Annotated in this window: 26 protein-coding genes; all 26 read left to right on the top strand. The window is 45.6% G+C overall.

All coding sequences use genetic code 11. The features are described 5' to 3' along the window. Positions 1-1059: a hypothetical protein gene (locus OM416_RS05045; protein ID WP_264927588.1), complete on the top strand. Its 1059-nt coding sequence runs from the start codon at positions 1-3 to the stop codon at positions 1057-1059. Next, positions 1059-2000, top strand: coding sequence for a hypothetical protein (locus OM416_RS05040; RefSeq protein WP_264927586.1), 942 nt, complete (start codon positions 1059-1061; stop codon positions 1998-2000). Before OM416_RS05045 ends, OM416_RS05040 begins: the two co-directional genes overlap by 1 nt. A 15-nt stretch (positions 2001-2015) precedes the next feature. Next, positions 2016-2807, top strand: coding sequence for a hypothetical protein (locus OM416_RS05035; protein ID WP_264927584.1), 792 nt, complete (start codon positions 2016-2018; stop codon positions 2805-2807). Between the two features lie 12 nt (positions 2808-2819). After that, positions 2820-3656 carry a hypothetical protein gene (locus OM416_RS05030; RefSeq protein ID WP_264927582.1) on the top strand — a complete coding sequence of 279 codons (837 nt, stop codon included), beginning with the start codon at positions 2820-2822 and terminating at the stop codon, positions 3654-3656. Beyond that, on the top strand, positions 3653-4054 hold the full coding sequence (locus OM416_RS05025; RefSeq protein WP_264927580.1) for a hypothetical protein: 402 nt from the start codon (positions 3653-3655) through the stop codon (positions 4052-4054). The genes OM416_RS05030 and OM416_RS05025 overlap by 4 nt, the downstream gene beginning before the upstream one ends. Before the next feature lie 12 nt (positions 4055-4066). Then, a complete protein-coding gene (locus tag OM416_RS05020) occupies positions 4067-4861 on the top strand; it encodes a hypothetical protein (RefSeq protein ID WP_264927578.1) in 795 nt (264 codons plus the stop codon). A gap of 155 nt (positions 4862-5016) precedes the next feature. Continuing rightward, a complete protein-coding gene (locus OM416_RS05015) occupies positions 5017-5340 on the top strand; it encodes a hypothetical protein (RefSeq protein WP_264927577.1) in 324 nt (107 codons plus the stop codon). Continuing rightward, positions 5309-5506: a hypothetical protein gene (locus tag OM416_RS05010; protein ID WP_264927575.1), complete on the top strand. Its 198-nt coding sequence runs from the start codon at positions 5309-5311 to the stop codon at positions 5504-5506. Before OM416_RS05015 ends, OM416_RS05010 begins: the two co-directional genes overlap by 32 nt. A gap of 239 nt (positions 5507-5745) precedes the next feature. Next, positions 5746-6162, top strand: coding sequence for a Na-translocating system protein MpsC family protein (locus OM416_RS05005; protein ID WP_076331364.1), 417 nt, complete (start codon positions 5746-5748; stop codon positions 6160-6162). Positions 6163-6759: 597 nt separating this feature from the next. Further along, positions 6760-7326, top strand: a complete 567-nt coding sequence (locus tag OM416_RS05000) for a sigma-70 family RNA polymerase sigma factor (protein ID WP_083679489.1) — start codon at positions 6760-6762, stop codon at positions 7324-7326. A 135-nt stretch (positions 7327-7461) separates the two neighbouring features. Continuing rightward, positions 7462-7845: a hypothetical protein gene (locus tag OM416_RS04995; RefSeq protein ID WP_264927568.1), complete on the top strand. Its 384-nt coding sequence runs from the start codon at positions 7462-7464 to the stop codon at positions 7843-7845. A 79-nt stretch (positions 7846-7924) separates the two neighbouring features. Next, entirely contained in the window at positions 7925-8299 is a 375-nt protein-coding gene (locus OM416_RS04990; RefSeq protein ID WP_264927566.1) for a hypothetical protein, read from the top strand. A gap of 2 nt (positions 8300-8301) precedes the next feature. Beyond that, on the top strand, positions 8302-8511 hold the full coding sequence (locus tag OM416_RS04985) for a hypothetical protein (RefSeq protein WP_264927564.1): 210 nt from the start codon (positions 8302-8304) through the stop codon (positions 8509-8511). Between the two features lie 63 nt (positions 8512-8574). Further along, a complete protein-coding gene (locus OM416_RS04980) occupies positions 8575-9294 on the top strand; it encodes a lytic transglycosylase domain-containing protein (RefSeq protein WP_264927562.1) in 720 nt (239 codons plus the stop codon). Positions 9295-9349: 55 nt separating this feature from the next. Then, positions 9350-10153: a sigma-70 family RNA polymerase sigma factor gene (locus OM416_RS04975; protein ID WP_264927560.1), complete on the top strand. Its 804-nt coding sequence runs from the start codon at positions 9350-9352 to the stop codon at positions 10151-10153. A 164-nt stretch (positions 10154-10317) separates the two neighbouring features. After that, positions 10318-11505 carry a D-alanyl-D-alanine carboxypeptidase family protein gene (locus tag OM416_RS04970; RefSeq protein WP_264927558.1) on the top strand — a complete coding sequence of 396 codons (1188 nt, stop codon included), beginning with the start codon at positions 10318-10320 and terminating at the stop codon, positions 11503-11505. Between the two features lie 32 nt (positions 11506-11537). Then, on the top strand, positions 11538-12164 hold the full coding sequence (locus tag OM416_RS04965; RefSeq protein ID WP_264927557.1) for a nucleoside recognition domain-containing protein: 627 nt from the start codon (positions 11538-11540) through the stop codon (positions 12162-12164). A gap of 6 nt (positions 12165-12170) precedes the next feature. After that, positions 12171-12704, top strand: a complete 534-nt coding sequence (locus tag OM416_RS04960; protein WP_264927555.1) for a spore maturation protein — start codon at positions 12171-12173, stop codon at positions 12702-12704. 63 nt (positions 12705-12767) lie between these two features. After that, positions 12768-13586, top strand: coding sequence for a S1 family peptidase (locus OM416_RS04955; RefSeq protein ID WP_264927553.1), 819 nt, complete (start codon positions 12768-12770; stop codon positions 13584-13586). Between the two features lie 195 nt (positions 13587-13781). Then, on the top strand, positions 13782-14531 hold the full coding sequence (locus OM416_RS04950) for a pseudouridine synthase (RefSeq protein ID WP_264927551.1): 750 nt from the start codon (positions 13782-13784) through the stop codon (positions 14529-14531). 257 nt (positions 14532-14788) lie between these two features. Beyond that, positions 14789-15316, top strand: coding sequence for a redoxin family protein (locus tag OM416_RS04945; protein ID WP_264927549.1), 528 nt, complete (start codon positions 14789-14791; stop codon positions 15314-15316). A gap of 14 nt (positions 15317-15330) precedes the next feature. Continuing rightward, positions 15331-17004, top strand: coding sequence for a cytochrome c biogenesis protein ResB (locus OM416_RS04940; RefSeq protein WP_264927548.1), 1674 nt, complete (start codon positions 15331-15333; stop codon positions 17002-17004). After that, on the top strand, positions 17001-18263 hold the full coding sequence (gene ccsA, locus OM416_RS04935) for a cytochrome c biogenesis protein CcsA (protein WP_264927546.1): 1263 nt from the start codon (positions 17001-17003) through the stop codon (positions 18261-18263). Before OM416_RS04940 ends, ccsA begins: the two co-directional genes overlap by 4 nt. Before the next feature lie 137 nt (positions 18264-18400). Further along, positions 18401-19117 carry a response regulator transcription factor gene (locus tag OM416_RS04930; RefSeq protein WP_017687664.1) on the top strand — a complete coding sequence of 239 codons (717 nt, stop codon included), beginning with the start codon at positions 18401-18403 and terminating at the stop codon, positions 19115-19117. Positions 19118-19172: 55 nt separating this feature from the next. Next, the gene (locus OM416_RS04925; RefSeq protein ID WP_319951901.1) at positions 19173-20570 is read left to right on the top strand and encodes an ATP-binding protein; all 1398 of its coding nucleotides are present in this window, start codon (positions 19173-19175) and stop codon (positions 20568-20570) included. 196 nt (positions 20571-20766) lie between these two features. Then, positions 20767-26226, top strand: coding sequence for a BclA C-terminal domain-containing protein (locus OM416_RS31800; RefSeq protein WP_319951889.1), 5460 nt, complete (start codon positions 20767-20769; stop codon positions 26224-26226). Positions 26227-26236: the final 10 nt, after the last annotated feature.

Here is a 26236-nt window from a genome sequence, read left to right as displayed (position 1 = left end):
ATGACAGCTACAGTAGTGCAGGGATTTAGAAGGTACGAGTTCACGAGCACAGTGACCAGTTTTTTGAGTACATTGGCAAAGGAAATGAATACTTATCCATATGAAGATGTCAACTGGAAAGTTACATACTTTCCCAATGACCCTTATTCGCAGCCGAGGGCACATAATGCTCAGACTAGAACATATTCCAGTCCACAAGGATCATTAACATTTGAAAATTTTAGGAACTCAAATTTGTTTTTTTCATTGTGTTTGAATATAAGTGTATCTTATAGCTCTTCGTCCAATGTTTGGACCACATATGGATATCAACTAAGATGTGGACTGACTAAATCTACTATAGACTCATCTCCATACCCGGATATTTCTTTGGGATTAGGAGAAGAAGCAAATATTCCTTTTCATACATCAACTGGAAATACAACTTTGAATATTACATATAAATGGACCGTTTTCCCTCTAAAAGAAGCAATCTTTATTTTCGGGGAAGCGCAAAATAATATAAGCTACGCTTATCCTTTTAGGCTTTATTTAGGGAAATTAGTACCTTATGAAAAAGAAGACCCTACGGTTGAGAATGATTTTATTGGAATATTCTCTCACGCACCTGTTGCTAGTGATAGTAACTGGGCTAATAATAGCCTCTACAATGTTGGTAGGGGAATAATTAAAGCTTCACGCAATAATAAAAAATATGAACTTTATAATTTTTGCACAAGCGCTCAAGCTACCTCACCTGGTTCAGGTAATAGGTATTTTATATCTCCCTGGTATGTTTTCCAACCTGCCGAAGGAGTGCGAGGAGAATTTCAACAAATGAGGAGTATTGTGTTTAAAGATGCTAAGCAATACCCAGATGGTACGATGATTGATCTTGATGGGAAGAGATACCATGTGTTTCATGTTAGTGACCAGCAACAGCCAACGAGTATTAAATCGTGGATTGATTTTGATGGAAAAGGAAGGGCTATTCAACCCTACTTCTTTGACAGCAACTCGTTACTAGGGGATGGACAGAGAGCGATTTTATTTGAACTATCAACGGAGGTGTCTAAGTAATGGCAGTACCTAAACGATATTCATGGGTGAGTACAATATCTGAATTTTCAAACAACGCCGAATTACAGATGGCAGGGGACTCATGGTGGGGAGTGAAAAAATATTCTGCTGCTGCTGTAGCTGGTGGAGGTAACTATGGAAATGTAGTTTTTTCGAATTTGAGTGATCGAAGTCTTGAATTGACGATGGCGATCCAAACCAATAATGGTGCCACGATTCGATGGGGCATCAACAGCAATTTATCACCAAGAGCGGATGTTCATTTGGATTCTCAAGATAAGCAGATGACGGATACCCCATTTTCTTGTGATACGGGTAACTACAACATAACCTACAAATGGACTTTATTCACTACAAAAGACGGAGTTTTTATCCATGGAGAGTATCAAAGTAACATTAATTATGCTTATCCAGTTCGTATATATATGGGTAGACTTGCTCCACTAGAGCCTGAAGATCCAGCAATTGCAAATGATTTTGTTGGGATATTCACACACATGCCTTCCAATGTGAGTAATAATAGTGCGGCTACATACGGTGACAATAATGTTGGTAGAGGAATTGTGCGAAAATCCAGAAATGGTACCAACTATGAATATTATAATTTTACAACCGATGCTCAACTTACTTCGCCTGGCGTAGGTGGTAGGTATTATGTCAACCCATTTATGGTCTTTAATCCTGCAGAAGGGGCTAGAGGACAGTTTGCAGATGTATATGCTGCCTGTTTAAAGGATGTATCTCAGCATCCAGATGGTTCTATACTAGATCTGGGAGAGAACAAATACTACGTATTCCATGTAGTGGATCAACAAATGCCCTATAACGCGAATTACGCTCGATGGTATACTTCGGTGGGCAATCCACGATACAGCGTTCCTTGTTTCTTCGGCAGCAACAACGTTATGGGTGGGCAACGAGTCATTCTATTTAAAATATAAGGAGGTTTCCTATACATGTCATTCTTCAGTGGTAAAGTCAAAATGAATCTGTTATTTCAAGCGTTAATTAATGGCTTCAAGGGAATTGCGTCCTCGCCTTGGTCGATCTATTTTGAAACATCGGATATCCTCGTCATGAAATCAGTGGGCTCAACAGGAAAAGATAAGTTATTTATTAAGTTTGAGAAAGGAAATACCAAGGAATTAAACGGCAATTACATCACGGTAACTTCAGCAGAAGATATATTACTTGCTGACGGGAGTATTCCGGAAGGGAAAATGTTTACTACACGGAATTTCTACTGCCATACATCTCTTGTTGATTCCAACCTCTTAACAGACTACCAGGTATCGGTTACAGCAGATCGTGTCATCATGTGGTTGGCGGGGGATGTGAACTCGGTAACAGGGATATCTAATTTGGGGTATTTCGGTCTGATGTACCGCTATTCCCAAGAAAATCACTCGGGTGCTCAAGGGATCGGAGTGAGCTACCAGGGATTCAATGGAATACGTACAGTCAAGGATCTGGATAACATTCAGACCAATAACGTGTACAAATCATACTCCGCGATGGTACCGACCAATCCGGGGTGGGGAGCACTCTACCATCTCTCGCCATGTATTATGGCCAATAATGCAGAAGGTCCGCGAGGTGAATTGCATGATATTTACTTTGCACCTGCAGCAGGTGTAAGCCACGGAGATGAGATTACAGTGGCCAACAAGACATACAAGGTATATTCTCTGACCACAGGAGGTTCAAGCTTCCTACCGGGTAACACCGTAGCTGTATTGATGCAGTAGAGGAGGGAGAATATGGCTGTAGCAGGGATAGAGAGATCCATTTATACGCCTCAACGAGCAAGCATCAAGCGTAATTCAGGAGTTCTTTATACATATCTAAGCAGTACTTATTATTCTAATAGAACAAAGGCGAGCTCTAGCTATGACCCTGAGAGAGCAGGCCAGCAACATAATTCAGGCGTACTTTACACATACGCTCAGGGTCCATATCGTTCCATGGCGACGCAATCTTTGTCCCTGAATACGAGCAAAAGCTCCGGCAAAACGGGGCAGCTGAAGCTCAAGGGAGTCCAGTACGAGTACACGGTTGGAAAGCTTCATCATCTCACTTCAGAGAACCCATCGGAGCAAAATATTTATTCCATTTGGGGGTATGATCAGGAGGATCTCCCTCAGTATTATACAGGCCGTTTTATGTTGACTGACACCCATGGTGCAATAATAAGCCATACTAAAGAGATAAGCATTTACGATAGCGTGGGTTATCTTCCAGTGCATAACACGCCAGAAGCTCGATTCACAGGTAATCTTCGTATGGCAGGTTATCAGGGCTCTTTAACGAAGCAAGCAAATGGTCGTTGGGTACATGTTACCAATATTGTTTTGCCTTCAAAGGATTCATTCAAGGGAGTTATTCGATCAATTATTGTAGGTCAGAGAACCCCTGCCTCATCGGAGAATGCAAAAATTCAATATATTGTAAAGCACATTTACAAAGACGAAATGAATGAGTTTCAAGGCTATCTTTCTGGTCAAGGAGACAACATAGAACCAACTGTACCAACCACGATATTGCCACGAAGGTACCCTGCTACCTATATTCCAATACGCAGGAGGAGTGACCGGTGAACAAAACATGGCGAATTATGCAGGAGCTGAAAGATGTGTACAAGCAGGTAGAATTGTCTCATGTGGTTGAAGCACTAAACGGTGGGGGAGAAACATTAATCGTTTCGCTCCCCATGGAAAGCCCGCGTTTTCTGATTAAGACAGTACGTGTTATCCCAACCGAAGAAACGAATGTGGAACTTCACATCATGGATCGTGCGGTTAAAGCAAAAGCCCACATTCTTTACTTTAATACAGCAGAATTCAGTACAGGCAACTTTATAGATGGGATATACGACAATGTGGATTTACCTTATGACGATAAGGATGGTACATCCCATTTCCATTTTGAGATCATTAATCCAGGTTCCGTGCCTTCAGGTTTTACCATTGAAGTCACGGGTTTGACGGTCAGATAGGAGACAGCGATCATGGATATCATTACTTATGGTAAAGTGGTCAAGCTTTCAAACGAGATCAAGGAAGCTAGGGAAGATAGCGGGACTCTTGATGCTCGATTGGACAAGATTGCATTAGGTACGATTACAACAGTGAATGCAAAAAAAGACCTTCCTCCAAAGGGGATAGCGGATGCTATTTATGCGGTACTTGCGGATGAAAGTAATCAAAGTCTGCCAACATTATATATGTATGGCGAAGAATATACGCGTCTTACAGGATCTAATGTTAGCTATAAATCCAATGGCATCCTTACAATTGACGGGTTGGAAATTATGGTATACGAGCATCCCTCCTTCCATAGTGCAGACATGATCATCGATGGAGAAACGCATGTGAGCATGACTTGGGCTGAACGAAAACGCCTTAATGTCATTGATCCGTGGGAATCGATCAGCGACTTGGTGGATTATACAGATGTGGTTACATATTTTGCTTTTGACATGCAGGGAAGAGTTATTCGACAAGTCGTTACAGACAACTACACCGTGCAGCTGGTTAGAGAACCTGTGCTGACCCTACCAGCTTCTCCAGAAGGTTATGCACAGGATGATTCCTTCTTGGTCATTTCGATTGGTGAGATATATCGATATGACGGTCTGGACTTCGTGCAGCTTCCTACTTTGGTTGACGCAATCTATCAGTATGATGATATGGGAAGACTGGTGGGCAAGTCCATCACTAGGGTGGGAACAACACCTGTTCAAATCAACTTCCAATATATATATGACTCATCCGGCAATCGCATAGCGGTTAAGAAATACTAATACGGAAGGATAGCATATGCTGTCCTTTTTTCTTTTAACAACGAAATAATTTGTGAATTCCGCATCGACATATGAAGATAACATTAACAATTTTATGATCAAGGCGTATAGAGAAAGTAGTATGAGAATGTAATTATTCCGGGAGGTGTTGTACGATGAATATTGAACTTACTGCTCATTTCTATTTCAAGGGAAGTGGGAAGAAGAAGACGGTAAACTGGATGGAAGATAATCCTAGATTGCAACAGAAAGAGAAAGATTCGGATAAGGTGGTACGCGAAATTCCATTAACTGCCGATGAGGTTAAGCAAGAATATCGCCGACTTTTCACCAAACACAAGAACGAAGGGAAATCGATTACGTTGGAAGATACAGATGATGTGGTTCATATCATTGATCTTACCGATGTGCGAAATATTGAATTGACCTCTAAGGAGGGGAACACAGATGCTGTACAGGCTGACCTTCGCACTGAATAATGAGGAAATTGTCACTACCGAGATGACTTCGGACAAGGAAGACATGGTTGGAGCGACGGAAGAAGCGTTCGATTTGATCGAACGAGACTATGGTGCCAATGTCGTTTTGAACCTGGTTGCGTTTAGCTTGCTCAAAATAGAGATATCCAATGAAACGATAAATTAAATAGAGCGTTCACGTCAACTAATGTTAGTTTTTCAGCATCAACTTCTAATTTATTTGAATAATTATAAAATATAGTTAATAAAGTGATATACCCCAAGCCTAGTTCTGGGGTCTATTCCTTTTTCATGAAAAGTTGATAGTGACTTGATTTAATGCATCCATTGAAACTTGTCTTGTATAAGCAGTTTTGATTAAACTAGGTTGAATTCATATGTTCAAGGGCAGTAGAAGGGGTCAGGATGATTGGCAAGGAGGGATGGGACATTGAGATAAAAGACTTGGAAAGAGAGCTCGCAAAGCTGGCATCCAGAATAAGAAAAGATTTTACTGAACGCGGGCCGGTAGATACCAGAGTCTCCATCATGAATCATTTTATCATCTTAAAGTTTACAGCAAAATTCACCAAGCCTGAAGCATTCATGCTGGAACATATGCAATCGCACTCAAGTCAAATTTTCGCCGAATACAAGGTAAAGCTTGCACTAATGATGAGGGAAGATTTCAATCCCGTTTTCTCCTATATCAACATGGGTCTGAAGATTGAAGACATCGAAACAACGTTTTTTGGCCATGATTTTGCGGAACAGATTACAGTCTTCAAGATGAACAAGGATGTTGAAGTGCTGCTGAAAAATGATGAGATAAACATGCCTTAAGACCTAATAATTTCCGTTTAAATACTGGACAGGTTCTTAGGAACTAATTTTGTTGTTGACAATATCCTACATATTTCCTTATACTACCCTTATGGCGATTGAATAGATTAATAATCTTGACGAAGCCTATAACCCTGTTAAAGAACTTGAAGGCCATATCTTCGGTAATTGGGACGAAATAGATGTCAGACCAAGACCGACACATTCCACCATTTTGGTATTTTCCAGTGGTGCGCTCTGTGTTGGTCTTTTTGTTTGTATAAAATGCTTCTTTACCTTTCAACGTATACTTCGTATATAGTCAGTAAAAGGCATATAAGCGAACGAAATAAATAAATGTTGCGAACATTAGTTCGTATTTGTTATTCTGAATGTAATCGAATGGGAATGAGGAGGCGGATCAAAGGAGCGGTTTCCTGATCGTTTGTATGTAATTAGGCTTATTAGCTTCAATTATGTGTGACAAGACTACATATGGAATGCGAGATTTGGGAGAAATAGGGAGAATGTAGAGTAAGAACATGCTGGATAGCAACTAGATTGTGAAGAAAGTATGCGAACTACAGATAATTAAATCGTTAATGGGGGAAATGTATAATGTCTGCTACAACTGCTATGGGTTTTGATGATTTATTTGAAATTGGGGATATAGACATGTTCCTGAACAAAGCTCAGGAGAAGTGTCGTCACAAGCTTAGAGGTAAAACGTTTGCCGGGATGGAGAAAGAAGATGTGACCCAGGAGATAATGATCAAACTGGTTAACTCTCTGGACAAGTATGATGCAGAAAAAGCGAAAATGTCGACGTTTGTTGATCATCTTATCGAAAATAAAATCAAGGACATGTACCGCAAATGCATGTCTGAGAAAAATCTCAGTGTGGTTAACGCTGTACAGATCATGTGTACGGATCAGGGTGGTGGCGATGAATCGGAAGGCTCAGATATCGCATTAGCGCTTGGTCATGCTGGGTTTGCTTATGAGAATTTTGAGTTTGTAACAGATATTATGGAGAATATGAAGTTGAATGAACGAGAGAAGCAAATCTTTAAACTTCGGACTTCGGGGTATGAATTTGTAGAGATTGCAGGAATGTTAGGTGTATCCAAGGCACGTATATCCCAGTTATGGAAAGCGATTCGTGAGAAATACGAAGCATTGTAGTCATAAATGGCAATTAATAGCCTAAGTTTGATGAAGATAGATTCAGTAACCTACATAGAACAGAGAGCGCACCCTTAACTGGGTGCTTTTTTATGTCGTATAGAGAGATTAGTACAGTAAGAAAGGCGGAACAAGATGCTTAGTGTGGTGGTTTTAGGATTTGCGATGGAACATCTGGAGGGATTTTCGGATATCGCTTGGGCAAGTCATGATTCTTCGACAGCTTCTGATTTAAGCAACAGGGAGTATGGCTTGATTATCGAGAAAGTAGTCCTACAAGCGGACGCAGTTTTGGTTAATCTGGATAATCATTTGACCTCTACTGATATTGTGATCATTCACCATGCCTATATTCATAAGAAACCGATCTTGGGTGTAGGTTTTACGCAGTTGGAGCCTGTGATTGAAGAATTTGTCTCCAAACGAGTGGCTGATCTCGACATGGCTGTAATCCATATGCGGACGAACTATTTGGTCATAAGCAGCGGAACAAACACTTCATCTGCGCCTTCAATTTAACTGCCGATCCGATAACACGTATAGAGAATGTAAGGGCATGAATGTTCGCCAGAATTTAATTCAATGGAGGAATAATCCGATGACACATATGATCAAAGCAAAAGAAGATAAATTAACGGAAGAAATTGTAGCCAGTATGATTGGAAAGTATATCCACGCACCGACCAATATGCATGAGGTACAGACGCCAACTGGCGCAACAACCCAGGCTAACGTATGGTTTGCTGGTCGTGTAGCTGGTTACGAAAAAGCCGTTATTGGATTCAACTATGAAGAGGGTACCTTTCATGAACAACCACAAATATTTTATAACGTTCATTTAACGTATGGTATGGGTTACATTCTGACAAGTGCTTTCGAGTTGGAGATTCACGAACTGACCGAAGAGGAGTTTAATCAACTCATTGAAGAGAACAAGGAAGAGGAACAAGATTCATCTGGTAAAGAGCAATGAAAGTGTTAAACTACGCCTCGGATTTAGCTGTAAAAACGTTTGTGTCCGCTAGCGCTGCAGGTGTGGAAGAATTAATCAACGCATGGATGTTATCCAAACCACACACGTTCGTTACCGGACTGGAGTTTAGCTCCACCGTTGATCCATCCAGTAACACGTTGGAATTTGCAGCAATCATTGTATATCAGCCAAGTGAACAAGATCAATCCTGACTTAGGTATAAGATTATTTCTTCTATAATATAGAGGCTTTCATTAAGGAGGTGGGCGAATCTGTTGCTCACTTTAGAAAGAGTAGTAGGTATTGTTATTGCTGTTGTGATATTAGCTTCGCAATATGGGAGTCTATCGGCATCAGGAAATTACAAACGCGTCGACGAAAAAATAGTTATCTCCAAGAGATTAAAACAAGCAACGGAAGCAGAGCAGGTAAAGCCAGTAAAACCAATGAAGCAAGAAAAACAAGAAAAACAAGAGAAGCAAGAGAAGCAAGTTAAAGTTAAATCGGTTGCTCCTGCGCACATACAAATGACGGATATGCTTGAGCAGTATATAGAACTCCACCATGAGAAAACAGTGAGCCGGGCAAAGATACTGAAGTATGTGAAGTGGGTGGCTCAATACACGAAGGATACGGATATCGATTCCGTATGGATTCTAGCTATGATGTGGCAGGAGAGCCGAATGTTAGATGATAGTGTATCATCTCATGGAGCGATTGGGTTGCTTCAGATTCTTCCAAGTACAGCCAAAGCGTTCGGTGTGAGCAAAATTGATTTATATCAGCCCAAAACGAATATCAGTACAAGCATTACATACATGGAGTATCTTATGAATAAATACGACGGAAATCTTCGTACAGCAACCATTGCGTACAATCAGGGGGAAGGCAATGTGGCTAAGGGAAAGGCTCGCCCCTGGTACTACAATCAAGTGAAGGAACATCATAACAAGATGCTTCAAATAATCAAAAAAAGGTCAATAAACATCATTTAACAATAGAAATTGAATACTATAAGATCGTTTATCAATTTTACATAGGGAGATTCAAATGGGAAAATTTCCAGAACATATTAGCACGAATTTGCAAGCAGATAAGAAGTTTTACACTATGGATGAGGTAGAAAATATTGAACGTTGTAAGCTCGATGAGCATTTCCTCGGGGACTGTATTCTGGTCAATGAGAACCTGATATGGCATTCCGTTCATAAGTATATTGGAAAACCCGAAATGATTATTAAGAATCATTGTGTGGAGAAGGATGATATTCTTCAACTGGGCCGTCTGGGATTCATCAAAGCGGTTAAAGCATTTGATAAGGGGCGTGGCGTAAAATTCAGTTCGTTTGCTGTTACTGCCATTGTCAGAGAAATCAGATGTTTTCTGAGAGATAGTGCAAGCATTATTCGTCCAACTCGCACAGCTACGGAATTAATTAACCGAATCAATCGACTCGAGCATGATATCGGCTACCTGCCACCAGCACATGAAATCGCATTGCTGCTTGATGAGGAAGAAGAAAAGATCAGTAAAGCACTTCAAGTGGGTAAAGGTGTGAAATACCTGGACGAGCCTGTAGGTGCTGATGATCAACAAACCCAGTCAGTTACGTTGATGGACACCATCTATAGTGGGGAGAACATTGAAGAAGGTGTTCTGGACAAGTTATACGTTGATGCAGTTATTGATTCGGTCAAGCGCAAACTTAGTGAGAAAGAAGTAACTGTTTTGAAGCATCGTGTAGACGGATTTAACCAAACCCAGACCGCAGATATGGAAGACATCAGCCAGATGAGAGTCTCCAGAATTATGAGAAAAGTGGCTAAAATGCTGGACAAACCGGATCAGGCGTAATCGTTAACCTAGCCCTGTATTACTGACATAGCGTCTCATACATAACGTCCCTTCCGCATCCCAGCGAGAGGGATTTTTTTGCTGTTTTTGCCCTATGGGACATACTCCAAGTTGTCCGAACATAAGATAGTACAAGATTCCAAGTGACCCGGAGGAATGAATTGATGCGAAAAATAACGAAAGTCATTGCATGTATGCTTATCCCTGTCTTTTTGCTGTCTTCAATAGGGGTTACTCAAGCCCAGGCAACGATTCAAGGTCCGTCTACACATGCGCAAAGCGCTGCTCTCATTGATGTCACATCAGGCCGGATCTTATACAGCAAGGACGGGGATAAGGAATTGCGAATTGCCAGCTTAACTAAAATCATGACGGCAATCGTAGCGATCGAACACAGCAAGTTGGATGAGAAAGTTAAAGTGTCTCCCTCGGCTTTTGCCAAAGAAGGCTCTTCTATCTATCTCAAGTTAGGCGAAGAGATGACTCTTGAAAACATGTTGTATGGGCTAATGCTCCGTTCAGGCAATGACGCGGCCTCTGCGATTGCAGAACATGTGGGTGGTTCGGAAGATGGCTTTGTGCTGTTAATGAACAAAAAGGCGGAGCAAATCGGCCTGACGCATTCCCACTTTATGAACCCTCATGGACTCGATGCAGAAGGTCATTACTCAACAGCCAATGATTTAGCGAGGTTAACCGCCTACGCGTTGCACAATCCAGTGTTCAAACGCATCGTAGCCACGGAGGACAAATCTGCACCGAATCCCAATGAAAGCTGGGAGTACTTCTGGCACAACAAAAATAAAATGCTGAGGATGTATGAGGGTGCGGATGGCGTGAAAACCGGCTATACGAAGAAAGCATTCAGATGTTTGGTCAGCTCCGCTACACGTAATGGGCAGCAGCTCGCCGCGGTAACGCTGAACGATGGAAACGATTGGAATGATCATGCACGGATGCTTGATTTCGGGTTTGAATACTTCCCATTGGTAGAGATTGCGAAGCAAGAACAGCCTGTGCAAAATACCGATGTCGTTACAGGCCGGGGATTTTGGTATCCACTGGCTGAGAGTGAGAAAAGTTCATTGACCAAAAAGTTGATTCTGCACGAAAGTCGCGCCCAATCGGAAACGGAAGGCAATAAACAATTGACAGACCCTACGTTTGGATTAGCAGGTCGCATTGACATGCAGCTGAATGGCAAACATGTGGGCTCGATTCCGGTATATCGCAAAGGAAGTTTTATTCCTCCTGAACCGAAGACAGAGGAGGCAGCTCTGGGTGGAATCGGCAATGTCTCTTCCTGGGCAGCTGCATGGCGTGCTGTGTTAAGTCACCTGTTGTCTCCTTAGTTAAAATCTCGTTGAAGGGAGGGGTATAACCCATGATCAATTTAATTTGGTTACTTATGATCTTAATCGGATTTGCTTTTGCGGCCATCAACGGCAACATCGAAGTGGTCACGCAAGCTGCTTTCGATGGAGCGGCAACGGGAGTCACGGTCTGTTTTGGACTGATCAGTGTGCTTGTGTTCTGGATGGGGATGATGAAAATGGCTGAGGATGCGGGTCTCCTGGCCCGGATTGCCAAGCTGCTCGGTCCGGTTGTTGGCTTCTTGTTCCCCGATGTGCCCAAAAATCATCCGGCGATGGGTTATATTCTCTCTAATATGAGTGCGAATCTGTTAGGGCTAGGAAATGCAGCTACTCCGATGGGAATCAAAGCAATGCAACAACTGCAGGAGCTTAATCCGGACAAACAAACCGCTTCTCCCGCAATGTGCACTTTACTGGCTCTGAATACGGCGAGCATTACCATTATTCCGACAACGCTGATCGCCATCCGGTTAAACTATCACTCCGCAAATGCAACAGAGATTGTGGGAACAACATTGATGGCTACCATTATCGCCACACTTGCTGCTATAATCGCCGATCGCTGGTATCGAAACAGAGCATTACATAAACCGCCGCGCATATCGAAAAGTGGCAATCCCGGCATGAAAGGATGAGCACCCTTGTTAACCTTCATCAACTGGATCTCCGTCTGGGCCATCCCGGTTATTATCGCGTTTGTTCCATTATATGCGTTTACCAAAAAGGTCCCGGTATACGAATCCTTTGTTGATGGGGCCAAAGATGGATTCTCGACTGCAATCAGCATTATTCCTCATCTCGTAGGCATGATGGTCGCGATCAGCGTCTTTCGTGCCTCGGGTGCATTGGATTTTGTGATTAGCCTGTTAACTCCGCTTGTGTCCTGGATGGGTGTACCGGGGGAAGTCTTGCCACTGGGGATTCTGCGTCCGTTGACCGGGACAGGCTCCCTTGCGTTTACAACCGATCTGATCAAAACTCATGGCCCTGACTCCATGATTGGACGCATGGCATCTACGGTTCAGGGAAGTACAGATACCACGTTATACGTGCTGACTGTCTATTTTGGAGCTGTAGGCATACGTAACGGTCGGTACGCGCTCAAAGTGGGGTTGTTTTCCGATGTCGTTGGTTTTATTGCTGCGCTCGCCATTTGTTTGCTCGTTTTTGGTTAAAAGATATCTCCTTTCCTTCCGATATATTAGATATGCTAGAATAATAGCGGAGGAGAGTGAGACATGCAGAAGAGTTGGAAACGAATGCTCCGTGTCGGAATGTCAGGCGTGCTTGCTATTGCAATGCTCGCAGGGTCAACGGGGCTGGCGGCGGCTCAAGCCGTTCAGACGATACATTTTACAGGATACTTCGACAAGCAGCTGCGTGCACAAATGGCGGTCACAGCGGATTCTTTTCCAGTTGTGAATGTACGTTTGGTCAAGCAGGATGAACCCGATATGGTATATTATGATGTTGGTACCTCGATACTGATCTCCAAGGATGAAGTGCTCACGAATTACCATGTCGTTCAGAGTTATGCTGAACTGTCTGATGGCGATGAAGGCACACTGACTGTTGCAAGTCCGGGTTCCTTGGGTCAGCCTGTAAAGGCGAAGATCATTAAAACAGATCCGGTGACAGACATGGCATTGCTGAAGTTGGACAAGGAGATAGACGCCAAACCGGTCACGTTCACGAACGCAAGGGATAACCAGGTCGTCTACACCATTGGATTCCCCAAAAATCCTGCTGGTGATCTGGTCATTCTGGATGAAGATTTCCCTTCAACCTACAATACGATAGCGAAAAGCCGGGTGTTCAGTTCCCAAGCTTCGGATGTTCCAGGCAAAAAGGGAATCGGCAGTATTGTGAAATCTATGGCACAGGGTAATTCAGGTGGCCCCGTTCTGGATCAGAATAACCGTGTAATCGGTATGATGACGTTTGTGTACGGTGGACGAACCTATTATATTACTTCCAAAACATTGCAGTCTTTCATTAAAGATAGTACCACGCCTGCCAAAAAGGAGGTTGCGGTTGCCGGCAAAGTTTCCAATTAAATGATTTGAGAAAAAGGCTTATCTTTACGCCAACTGTGTTCAACAGGTTGTGTAAAGGTAGGCTTTTTTGCGTCAATCTCGATGAGGAAGGTAGTCTAAAATGGATATTCGTGTCCCGAGTTTACAAAATCCTTGGATAATCCTTGTGATTTCCCTGCGTGATGGGTATCATTAGTGTGAGGTGACATGACAAACATGGAAAGATTACAAAAAATTATCGCACAGGCAGGCATCGCATCCCGCCGCAAGAGCGAGGAACTGATCCTGTCCGGCAAAGTAGAAGTTAACGGGGAGGTCGTAACCGAACTGGGTACGAAAGCGAACCCCGAAGAGGATATGATTACGGTTAATGGAAAACCGATTCGCAGTGAGAAAAAAGTGTACTTGATGTTGAACAAGCCAAAAGGCGTAATTACAAGTGCATCTGACCCGGAAGGGCGGAAAATTGTGTCCGACTACCTGAAAGGTGTCAAGGAACGTGTATACCCGGTGGGTCGTCTGGATTATGACACAGAGGGCTTATTGATCCTGACCAATGATGGTGAGTTTGCACATTTGTTGACGCATCCGAAGCATCACGTACCCAAAACGTATCATGCAACGGTCAAAGGTGTGCCGCATGGTTCAGCTCTGGAGAAATTAAAGACAGGCATTATGTTGGATGACGGTATGACTGCTCCTGCAGAGGTGGAGTACAAAGATGTGGATACAGCGGCCAATGAGTCGGTGATCTCCATTACGATCTATGAAGGTCGTAACCGTCAGGTTAGACGCATGTTCGAGTCGATTAACCATCCGGTAACCCGACTGAAACGGATTTCGTTTGGTGGTATTTTGCTACAAAACCTGAAACGTGGTTTGACACGCAATCTGACCAAAGAGGAAGTCAACAACCTGATTACCCTCGCACAATCAGAACCAGCCAAAAAAATGAAAAAAAGGTAATGTGAGGACACAAAATTTTCATAAAACCGCCGCAGTTTTGTGACGAAATTCGCTATAATTGTTCATAGGATGTTCACAGTTGTCTTAGATCAATGAGATGCGAATGCTAGAGTCACTCAAGCTTTTTGCATAAATCCCCGGAGCGACTTTCAATAGGCAAGAATTAGATCGAAATGGTGTTATTCGTCTAAAGTCTTGTACCCGGGAGCGTTTAGAATCAATTTATGCAAAATGCTGATTTAAAAGGAGAGCAGCACATGGGGAAATCAAGAAGAACGGTGCAAATCGTCATTTTGTTATTGATCCTGGTGTTGGGCGGATATGCGATTACCACATCGGTATCCGGCTCGAATGGCAAGCCAAAGGAAGGGGACAAGTCTCCTTCTTTTGAACTGCTGGGCCTGGATGGTCAAGTTCATACGTCTGACGAGTACAAAGGAAAAGCGATGGTAATCAATTTCTGGGGCACATGGTGTGAACCTTGTGTTAAAGAGATGCCTGCACTTCAGGAGCAAGCTGACAAATGGAAGGACCAGGGAGTACAATTTGTCGGGATTAATGTTGGGGAAGATCAGATGACCGTGGATAATTTTGTACGGCAGGTTGGAGTTACGTTTCCAATCATGCTGGATCGGGAGAAAAACTCGGTTCGTGATTTCGGGATTTCACCGATGCCAACGACATTCTTTGTATCCGACACGGGCAAAATCTCTACCATTCATATCGGGCAACTTGATTTGGACACGCTTGACACTCAAATTTCGCAACTGGCGAAGCAGCCCTGACAGGAGGTCTATTCGTGTTCCAAAATACCAAATGTGAGTGCGGACACCAAAATCCGGTAGGCACTGTACTATGTGAAGCATGTGGAAAACCGCTGCTGGAGGCTGAAGCTAAATCAGATGAAGTGCTGGAAATGCGCTATGATGGCATGGCGCGGCGTTCACAGCGCAGTAATCCCAATATCATTGACCGCATATGGAATTTTTTTTCATCCGTCAAAATTGCCGTCTATATGATTGTCTTCACGCTTGTAGGCTCTATGCTTGGCACGATCTATCCGCAAGAAAGTACATTCTTGAATATTGATCCTTCCGTGTATTACAAAGAAACATACGGTCAGTTGGGTCATATCTATTATCTGTTGGGTCTGTCCCATACATACGAATCCTGGTGGTTTATTCTGCTACTGGTGCTGATTGGCGCATCATTGGTGATATGCAGTCTGGATCGCGTCTTACCGCTCTATAAAGCACTGAATAAACAGAAAATACGCAAACATACGCAATTTTTGACAAGACAGCGTCTGGTGTACCAAGGTTCCATTGAAGAGGCACCAGAAGACTGGATTAAGAAAGCGGTTACGCCGCTGAAAAAGAAAGGGTACCGTGTGCACACGCAGGGTGATGCATTACTCGCCGAGAAACAGCGATTCAGTCGCTGGGGCCCATATGTCATCCATATCGGACTCATTATATTTTTGCTGGCGGTGCTTGCACGAGGACTTCCTGGGCTGAATCTGGATGAGCATGTCGCTTTTCCTGAAGGTGAGATCAAAAAGATCCCGAATACGTCGATGTATCTGCAAAATGAACAGTTTAATGTTGAATTCTACAGTGAGGAAGAAGTGCCTGAGCAATTCCGTAACCTGAATAAGACTGTTCCGAAACTGTTCGAAACGAAAGTTGTTTTGTATGAATGTACAGCAGATTGTTCGGATCTTTCGAAGAAACCTCAGTTAGCTGAGGTGGCAAGACATGATGTGCGGGTGAATCATCCATTGAATTATAACGGTCTGAAAGCATATCAGTTTGATTATGATCTAACACCCACCATTCGGTCCGTAACGCCTGATCTGGTCAATACAAAGACGGGTGAAGTATACGGGGCAATTAAGATCGATATGGTAGATACCCAAAGAACTTTTGAAGCAGGGCCTTATCATCTGACGGTGAAAGAAAAGTTTATGGATTTTGGTTTGGATGAGAATGGTGAGCCTAAATCCAAATCGCCTTCACCTAATGCCCCTGCTTTTCTCTTTCTCATCAAGGGACCGGATCTGCCCGAAGAGGGGATACAGTATCTGTATTTTGCGAAGCAGATTGATAAGCAACGGTTTCAACAGGATGCGATTAACCAACAGCTGATTGGAGCTGAGATCCCTTTACAACTTGAAGTAGACAGCATGGACAAGGTCGATATTATTCAGTCCGTAAGTTATCTCAATATACGTGTGGATAAGGCAATGCCTTTTGTGTGGGTAGGAGCCGGAATTGTTATGTTGGGTCTGGTCATGGGTTTTTATTGGCATCATCGCCGCATATGGATTCGTTTTGATGATAGTCAGCTCACCCTGGGTGGACATACCAACAAAAACTGGTTTGGCTTCAGGCGTGAAGTTGCGGCCGTCTTAAAACAGATGAATTTGGAAGTGGAAGAGAAGTCGTTGGATAACGGGGGGAACCAAGCATGAATTTATTGGATTTCAGCAGCGACGCATTTATCGTAGCTTTCTTTCTCTATTGTGCTGCATTCTTGTTATATGCTGTCGCGGTAATGGGCAAAAAATGGAGTAATCGTGATCCTCTGGACCATATGAATCGTTGGGGGAAAAGAGCTTTTATCGCTTCGACTGTCGCCTTGGCGGCACATATCGTATTTTTTGTAACCCGATGGGCTGGGGCAGGTCATATCCCGGTTAGTAACATGTACGAGTTCATGTCTTTTCTCTCCATGATGATCATGGTTGCATTTATTGTTGTTTATGCCATATACCGCAAGTCATTACTTGGTTTGTTTGCTTTACCACTTACTATCATTATTATGGCGTATGCCGCTGTATTTCCTCAGGAGGTACAACCATTAATCCCGGCACTTCAGTCCATCTGGCTGAAAATTCACGTGACGTTGGCCGCGCTTGGTGAAGCGTTCTTCGCCGTAGGTTTTGCGGCAGGTTTCATGTATTTGCTCCGTACCGTTGATTTCAGTGGCAAAGACAAGTCTTCAAGACGCCAGCGTGGTTGGGTGGAATTCACCCTGATTACGATTGTCGTAGTCATCGGATTTATTGGTACGGTATTTGCCTTTCGTGCCGCTGGTTACGAGACGGTTTTTGTACAGAAAACGGTCAGCATTGACACAGAGGTACAGGAAAATAGTACAATAGAGAAAGTGATTTATCGCATGCCTCCGATTTTTGCACCATATAATAGCGAAGTGGAGAGCGTGACACCGTTTCTTGGCATGAAAAAACCTTTACTTGAGACGCCTTCCTGGATGAATGGGGTAAATGCCGGACGAAAGCTTAATACGGTGGTTTGGTCACTTATTGTGGGTCTGATCCTGTATGGAATTGTACGACTTCTTGTGCGCAGACCACTCGGACAAGCGTTACAGCCGATGATGGATGGAATTGATGCCGATGATCTGGATGAGATTAGTTATCGCGCGATTGCCATTGGTTTTCCGATATTTACGCTGGGAGCATTAATCTTTGCCATGATCTGGGCTCAGATTGCCTGGAGTCGCTTTTGGGGCTGGGACCCCAAAGAGGTGTGGGCATTAATCACATGGCTATATTATAGTGTGTATCTGCATTTGCGTTTATCCAGAGGTTGGCAAGGTCAAAAGTCTGCATGGCTTGCAGTTCTTGGCTTCCTGGTCGTTATGTTTACGCTGGTTGGGGTGAATCTGATCATTGCCGGATTACATTCTTACGCTGGAGCGGACTAGGACAACTCGTATTGCAAAGGTTGGTTTAGAAGCGGGAAACACAAATGTACCCGTTTATTGAAGGGTATTCAAATATTGTTCGCCAGATCGAACATAATAGAAGTGATGAGGAGTTATTGCAAAGGGGCTGGAGAGGCATGGCTGAACATGAGAATCGAATACTGGTCGTGGATGACGAAGAGAGAATCCGCAGGCTTTTGAAAATGTATCTTGAAAAAGAAGGTTATGAAATTGATGAAGCCGAGGATGGAGAAACTGCGCTGCGTAAAGCAACAGCAGGGGACTACGGGCTAATTTTGCTTGATGTGATGTTACCGGGTATGGACGGAGTTGAAGTGTGTACCCGCCTTCGTCAGGTAAAATCAACGCCGGTTTTGATGCTCACTGCAAAAGGTGAAGAGATTAACCGGGTTCAGGGCTTCGAGGTTGGTGCTGATGATTATGTAGTAAAACCATTCAGCCCGCGTGAAGTGATTTATCGCGTAAAAGCGATTTTGCGTCGATCTTCTGCAACGGCATATCTCTCCAAGGAGAGCAATTCGAGTAACAACATTGTATTCCCTCACCTGGTTATTGAGCATGATGCACACCGGGTAACGGCTGGTGGCGAAGAGATTAGTCTTACACCAAAAGAGTATGAATTGCTGCACTACCTGGCAACATCTCCAGACAAAGTTTTCTCCAGAGAAGAATTGCTCAAAGATGTATGGAATTACGAATTCTTTGGTGATCTTCGTACCGTGGATACGCACGTGAAGCGTCTTCGCGAGAAACTTAACAAGGTATCGCCTGAATCGGCGGCCATGATTACGACGGTGTGGGGTGTGGGTTATAAACTGGAAGTACCGAAATAGTTTTAATTTCTGGAGATCGCTGGTCGGGAAGTTATGGATCACTATTATCTGCCTTGTGGGTTGTGTACTTATAGCGCTGGGTCTTTTTTTGCTGCCCTACATTGATACGAACTTTGCAGAATCGGAATCTAGAGATATTAAGCGGTTGTTTACCTATATCTGTATTATCGGATTCAGTTTAACGACGTTTTTTGCATTGTTTTTATTCACCAAAATTACGCAACCCATGCAGCAATTGATTCAGGCAGCCAATGCGATTCGTAAAGGGAATTATGGAACACGTCTCTCCCTGGTAACAAGTGATGAGATTGGTGAACTTGCTAACACATTTAATCATATGGCCGCCCAACTGGAAGATAACATTCGGAACCTTAACCATGAGAAAGAACATTTGGCGAGTGTACTTCGAAGCATGACCGATGCGGTGGTTACTTTTGATGGTGAAGGTAAAGTTATTCTGACGAATCCGCCAGGAGAGAAGATCATGCAGGCTTGGTATGACCTGGATTGGGCACAGATGGATGAAGGACAAGATGCCGAGCAGTCCGGCAAGTCTTCACGTGATGTACCAGAGCCTCTCCTTCCTTTGTTCAGACTAGTGATGGAACAAGGCGGGGATCAGAGCTCCAATGTTCATGTACAGCAAGGTGTGTGGTCTGTTCAGATGGCGCCGTTGTATGCTGACAGTGTTGTCAGAGGCGCTGTGGCTGTCTTGAGAGACGTAACAGAAGAAGTCCGGCTGGAGAAAATGCGGCGTGATTTCGTGGCTAACGTATCTCATGAAATACGGACCCCGTTATCTATGATGCAAGGATACAGTGAAGCGCTTCTGGACGGCATGGCAACCTCACCGGAAGAGAGTGAAGAACTTATTCAGGTCATTCATGATGAGTCCCTGCGGATGGGCAGACTGGTTAAAGACTTGCTTGATCTTGCGCGGATGGAAGCTGGACACACGGACATGGTGATGAAGGAAGTTGACCTCGGAGAACTTCTGGAACGTGTATATCGAAAATTCTCGGTGCGCTCGAAAGAACAAGGAATCCAACTGCAGTTTGAATGCAAACAGCCGACCATTGAACTTCAACAGGCAGATGAGGATCGACTGGAACAGGTATTTACGAATTTGCTGGACAATGCGTTCAGGCATACGCCTACTGGCAAAAATGTAATGATTTCTGCCGAGCTGGTCACACATCTTCGCGCTCCGTTTGCTAGAGTATCTGTGAAGGATCAGGGTGTAGGCATCCCTTCATCTGACTTACCTTTTATTTTCGAACGATTCTACAAAGCAGACAAAGCACGCGTTCGGGGTGAAAGTGTAGGCACAGGACTCGGTTTAGCGATTGTGAAAAATATTGTGGATGCCCATCAAGGCATCATTAATGTGAATAGTGTACTGGGCGAAGGTACGGAGTTTATTTTACAATTTCCTGTGGATTCATCGAAATAGCCCGATTTCATACAAAAAGTGCGAGAACACCCTCTTATGGAGGGTGTTTTTTTGTTGAAGAGTACCGTTTAATCTTGTTCAACGTGGAACATGAATCATTGTTTTATTTTGATTAAAAAGAGTGTCCAAGATAATTTTCCTCCCTATGTTACATAAGCTTGAAAAACAAGCAAGTTAGAGGAGGATTGAGTTAAGCATGTCCGATGATCGAAAAAGGGTCAATATTAAAGCATTTCTGGAAGGCAGATCTTTCAGAGCGGGATCTCCGTTTATTCCCATAACATCTAGTGAACTGGAGCAGTTTGAATCCATACTGCGTTCTCTGGCTGTGACGATTCCTGCTGCAGTTAGTCAGCCGACTTCAGCCAATATACTGGCTTTGCAGAATGGACTGCGCCAGTTGCTTACTTTTGTAAATCATTCCGGATTTCGTGCCGGGGTAAAAGCAGAATTGCAAGCCGTACTGGAATTAACGATTGCAGGGTCAGAGGTTGTCCCTGTTCCTCTAATTAATCTCGCAGGTAACTTGCAAAACTTACTGGATGATTTGTTAAGTGTTACTTTACTTCTGGAAGTGCCACCTGCAGAAAAAGATAAACTTGTGGGGTTAATCCGTTCGATATCTGTATCCTTAAGTCGGGCAACGACGACTTTCGGAACCGGGGGTATTACCGGACCCGCTGGTCCACCAGGGGTCCCAGGAGTTCCAGGTGTCCCAGGAGTTCCGGGCGTACCGGGTGTACCAGGCGTGCCTGGGGTGAAAGGGCCTGCGGGACCAGCAGGAGGAATTGGACCAGTAGGACCAGTGGGGCCAGTTGGCCCACAGGGAGCGCAGGGTCCAGCTGGAGCACCTGGTGTAGGTTTGAACAATATTACTGAATATGATCCTGCACTTGGACCGACCTATGCTCAGGGTCAGGTCGTTAGCTATGAGGGCAGTCTTTATGTTGCCAATGTAAATGGTCCCTTAGGTACACCCGGAAGTTCCCCAGACTACATTCTTTTGTTGTCGGGTGGAACAACTGGAGCAACGGGGGCAACCGGAGCTGGTTTGACTGGAGCCTTAGCATTTGATCCAGCGCTCGCGCCGGGTTATCCTGCAGGTCAAGTAATCACGTATAACGGTAGTACTTACATTACAAGTGTAGCTGGTCCATTAGGAACACCGGGTACCTCATCGGATTACACATTAATTGCGGCTGCGGGAGCCATAGGTGCAACCGGTGCAACCGGTGTAGGCTTAACTGGAATAACTTCTTTTGATCCAGCTCAGTCCCCGACATATCCAGCAGGTCAAGTCGTTACGTATAACGGTAGTACTTATATTACGAATGTTGCAAGCCCTGGAGGAGTTCCAGGAAGCTCACCGGACTACACGCTAATTGCGGCTGCGGGAGCTACAGGTGCAGGAACGACTGGGGCAACAGGAGCCACAGGTGTAGGATTAAGTGGCATCGTGCCGTTCGATCCGGCATTAGCACCAACCTATCCGGCGGGTCAGATCGTCACGTTTGGTGGCAGTACCTACATTACGAATGTCGCATCGCCAACAGGTACGCCAGGCAGTTCGCCAGACTATACTTTACTGGCAGGATCGGGAGTCACAGGTGCGACCGGAGCTACTGGCATCGGCCTCAATGGTGCAGTTCCGTTTGATCCTGCAGTAGCTCCAACGTATCCGGTCGGTCAGGTCGTCACCTTTAATGGCAGTACGTATATAACCAATGTGGCTTCTCCTACGGGTACTCCAGGTACTTCGCCGGATTATACACTGCTTGCTGGTGCAGGACCTACAGGATCCACAGGTGTATCAGGTGTAACGGGAGCGACAGGCGTAGGTTTAAGCGGAATTGTACCGTTTGACCCAGCCGTAGCCCCAACTTATCCAGCAGGTCAAGTTGTGACGTTTAACGGCAGTACTTATGTCGCTAATGTAGCATCACCAACAGGTACGCCGGGCACATCGCCCGATTATACATTACTTGCTGGTGCAGGAGCCACGGGAGTCACAGGTGCAACCGGAACGGGGGCAACGGGAAGCACTGGAGCTACTGGTGCCGGATTGAGTGGAATTGTACCGTTTGATCCAGCCGTAGCACCAACGTACCCAGCGGGTCAAGTCGTAACATTCAACGGCAGTACGTATATTGCGAATGTAGCGTCACCGACGGGAACACCGGGCACCTCGCCGGATTACACGTTGCTTGCCGGAGCGGGAGCAACGGGAGTTACAGGAGCCACAGGCATTGGCTTAAATGGTGTTGTGCCGTTTGACCCGGCAGTAGCTCCAACGTATCCAGCCGGTCAGGTTGTGACATTTAACGGTAGTACGTATATAACCAATGTGGCTTCCCCTACAGGAACACCTGGCACCTCGCCGGACTACACGTTGCTTGCAGGTGCAGGTCCTACAGGAGCCACAGGAGCGTCAGGTGCAACGGGAGCCACAGGCGTAGGTTTAAGTGGCATAGTGCCATTCGATCCAGCCGTAGCTCCGACGTATCCAGCGGGTCAAGTCGTAACGTTCAACGGCAGTACGTATATTGCGAATGTCGCATCACCAACGGGAACGCCGGGAACTTCTCCGGATTACACGTTGATAGCTGGAGCAGGAGCGACGGGTGTTACAGGAGCCACAGGCATTGGCTTAAATGGTGTTGTGCCGTTTGACCCGGCAGTAGCTCCAACGTATCCAGCCGGTCAGGTCGTTACCTTTAATGGAAGCACGTATATTACCAATGTGGCATCACCATCAGGTACACCAGGCACCTCGACGGATTATACACTGCTTGCAGGTGCAGGTTCTACAGGAGCCACAGGGGGATCAGGTGCAACGGGAGCCACAGGCGTAGGTTTAAGTGGCATAGTGCCATTCGATCCAGCCGTAGCTCCGACGTATCCAGCGGGTCAGGTCGTGACGTTCAACGGCAGTACGTATATTGCGAATGTAGCATCACCAACGGGAACGCCAGGTACGTCATCGGATTACACGTTGATTGCAGGAGCAGGAGCAACGGGGGTTACAGGTGCAACGGGAGTTGGAGTGACAGGAAGCACCGGAGCGACGGGTGTCACGGGTGTAGGACTCACGGGAGTTGTACCATTCGATCCAGCGGTAGCTCCGACATATCCAGCGGGTCAGGTCGTGACGTTCAACGGTAGTACGTATATTGCAAATGTGGCATCGCCGACAGGAACACCAGGCATCTCACCAGACTATACGTTGATTGCAGGAGTAGGAGCAACAGGTGTCACGGGAGCAACCGGAGTTGGAATAACGGGAAATACGGGGGCGACAGGAACACCTGGAGTAACAGGGGCAACGGGTGTAACTGGTGCAGGACTCACAGGAATTTTGCCGTTTGATCCAGCGGTAGCCCCGACGTATCCAGCGGGTCAGGTCGTAACGTTTAATGGCAGCACATATATTGCGAATGTGGCATCGCCGACAGGCACACCAGGTACCTCACCAGACTACACATTAATAGCAGGAGTAGGAGCAACAGGTGTCACGGGAGCAACCGGAGTTGGAATAACGGGAAATACGGGGGCGACAGGAACACCTGGCGCAACAGGGGCAACGGGCGTAACTGGTGCGGGTTTAACAGGAGTTGTGCCGTTTGATCCAGCGGTAGCCCCGACGTATCCAGCGGGTCAGGTCGTGACGTTTAATGGCAGCACATATATTGCGAATGTGGCATCGCCGACAGGCACACCAGGTACCTCACCAGACTACACATTAATAGCGGGTGTAGGAGCAACAGGGGCAACTGGTGTCGGGGTGACGGGTAATACTGGAGCCACGGGCGTAACGGGTGCAGGTCTTACGGGAGTTGTACCATTCGATCCAGCCGTAGCTCCAACGTATCCGGCGGGTCAAGTCGTAACGTTCAATGGAAGTACGTATATTGCAAATGTGGCATCCCCGACGGGAACACCAGGCAGCTCACCAGACTATACGTTAATTGCAGGAGCAGGAGCAACAGGTGTCACGGGTGCAACCGGAGTTGGAGTAACGGGAAGTACGGGGGCGACAGGAACACCTGGCGTAACAGGGGCAACGGGTGTGGGTTTAACAGGAGTTGTACCGTTTGATCCAGCGGTAGCCCCGACGTATCCAGCGGGTCAGGTCGTGACGTTTAATGGCAGCACATATATTGCGAATGTGGCATCCCCGACGGGAACACCAGGCACCTCACCAGACTACACATTAATTGCGGGTGTAGGAGCAACAGGGGCAACTGGTGTCGGGGTGACGGGTAATACTGGAGCCACGGGCGTAACGGGTGCAGGTCTTACGGGAGTTGTACCATTCGATCCAGCGGTAGCTCCGACATATCCAGCGGGTCAGGTCGTGACGTTCAATGGAAGTACGTATATTGCCAATGTGGCATCGCCGACGGGAACACCAGGCACCTCACCAGACTACACATTAATAGCAGGAGTAGGAGCAACAGGTGTCACGGGAGCCACGGGAATCAGCGTAACAGGAAGTACGGGATTAGCAGGGGCTACTGGAGAAACAGGTGCAACTGGGATCACAGGATTGACCGGAGCAACCGGAATTACGGGAGCTACGGGAATCAGCGTAACAGGAAGTACGGGATTAGCAGGGGCCACTGGAGGAACAGGTGCAACTGGGATCGCAGGATTGACCGGTGCAACCGGAATTACGGGAGCTACGGGAATCAGCGTAACAGGAAGTACGGGATTAGCAGGGGCCACTGGAGGAACAGGTGCAACTGGGGTAACAGGATTAACTGGAATTACGGGAGCTACGGGAATCAGCGTAACAGGAAGTACGGGATTAGCAGGGACCACTGGGGTTACGGGAGCCACAGGTATAACGGGAGCGACCGGTCTTGGTATAACCGGAATTGCTGGAGTTACTGGTGTGACTGGAGGAACAGGAGCTACAGGTATAACGGGAGCAACCGGTGTTGGCATAACGGGAAGTACTGGAGTTGCTGGTGCGACTGGTGGAACAGGAGCCACAGGTATAACGGGAGCAACCGGTGTTGGCATAACGGGAAGTACTGGAGTTGCTGGTGCAACTGGAGGAACAGGAGCCACAGGTATAACGGGAGCAACCGGAGTCGGCGTAACCGGAAGTACCGGAGCAACTGGTGCGACTGGAGGAGCAGGGGCCACAGGTACGACGGGAGCAACCGGAGTCAGCGTAACCGGAAGTACCGGAGCAACTGGTATTACGGGTGAGACGGGTATAACAGGTGCAACGGGCGTGACAGGAACCTCTGTCACTGCAGCTTCTTCCTACGCAGAGAATACGAATGGTACCATCCTTGTTATTTTGGGCGGAACAGTCGTTGCTCTTCCTGCAAACCAGAACATTGGAACAGGTATTACGGTAAATGGAGGGAATGATACCTTCACTCTTGCTACAGCAGGCAGATACTATATCAGTTATAAAGTTAATCTGACAGCAGCAATCGCCGTACAATCACGGATATTGCTTAATGGAGCTGTAGTACCGGCGAGTGTAATCTCACCAGTGCTCTCTTTAAGCCAATTGGCAACCGACTTTATTATCACTGCCACAGCGGGTTCGACCATTCAGCTTCAATTGTTCGGCCTAGTGGCCACAGCTGTTCTATCACCACCAGGTGCGACACTCAACATTATCCGCTTGAGCTAACTACGAAAAA

The organism is Paenibacillus sp. LS1 (assembly GCF_026013365.1).
GTDB lineage: Bacteria > Bacillota > Bacilli > Paenibacillales > Paenibacillaceae > Paenibacillus.
This window is presented reverse-complemented; position numbering and strand designations above follow the sequence as displayed.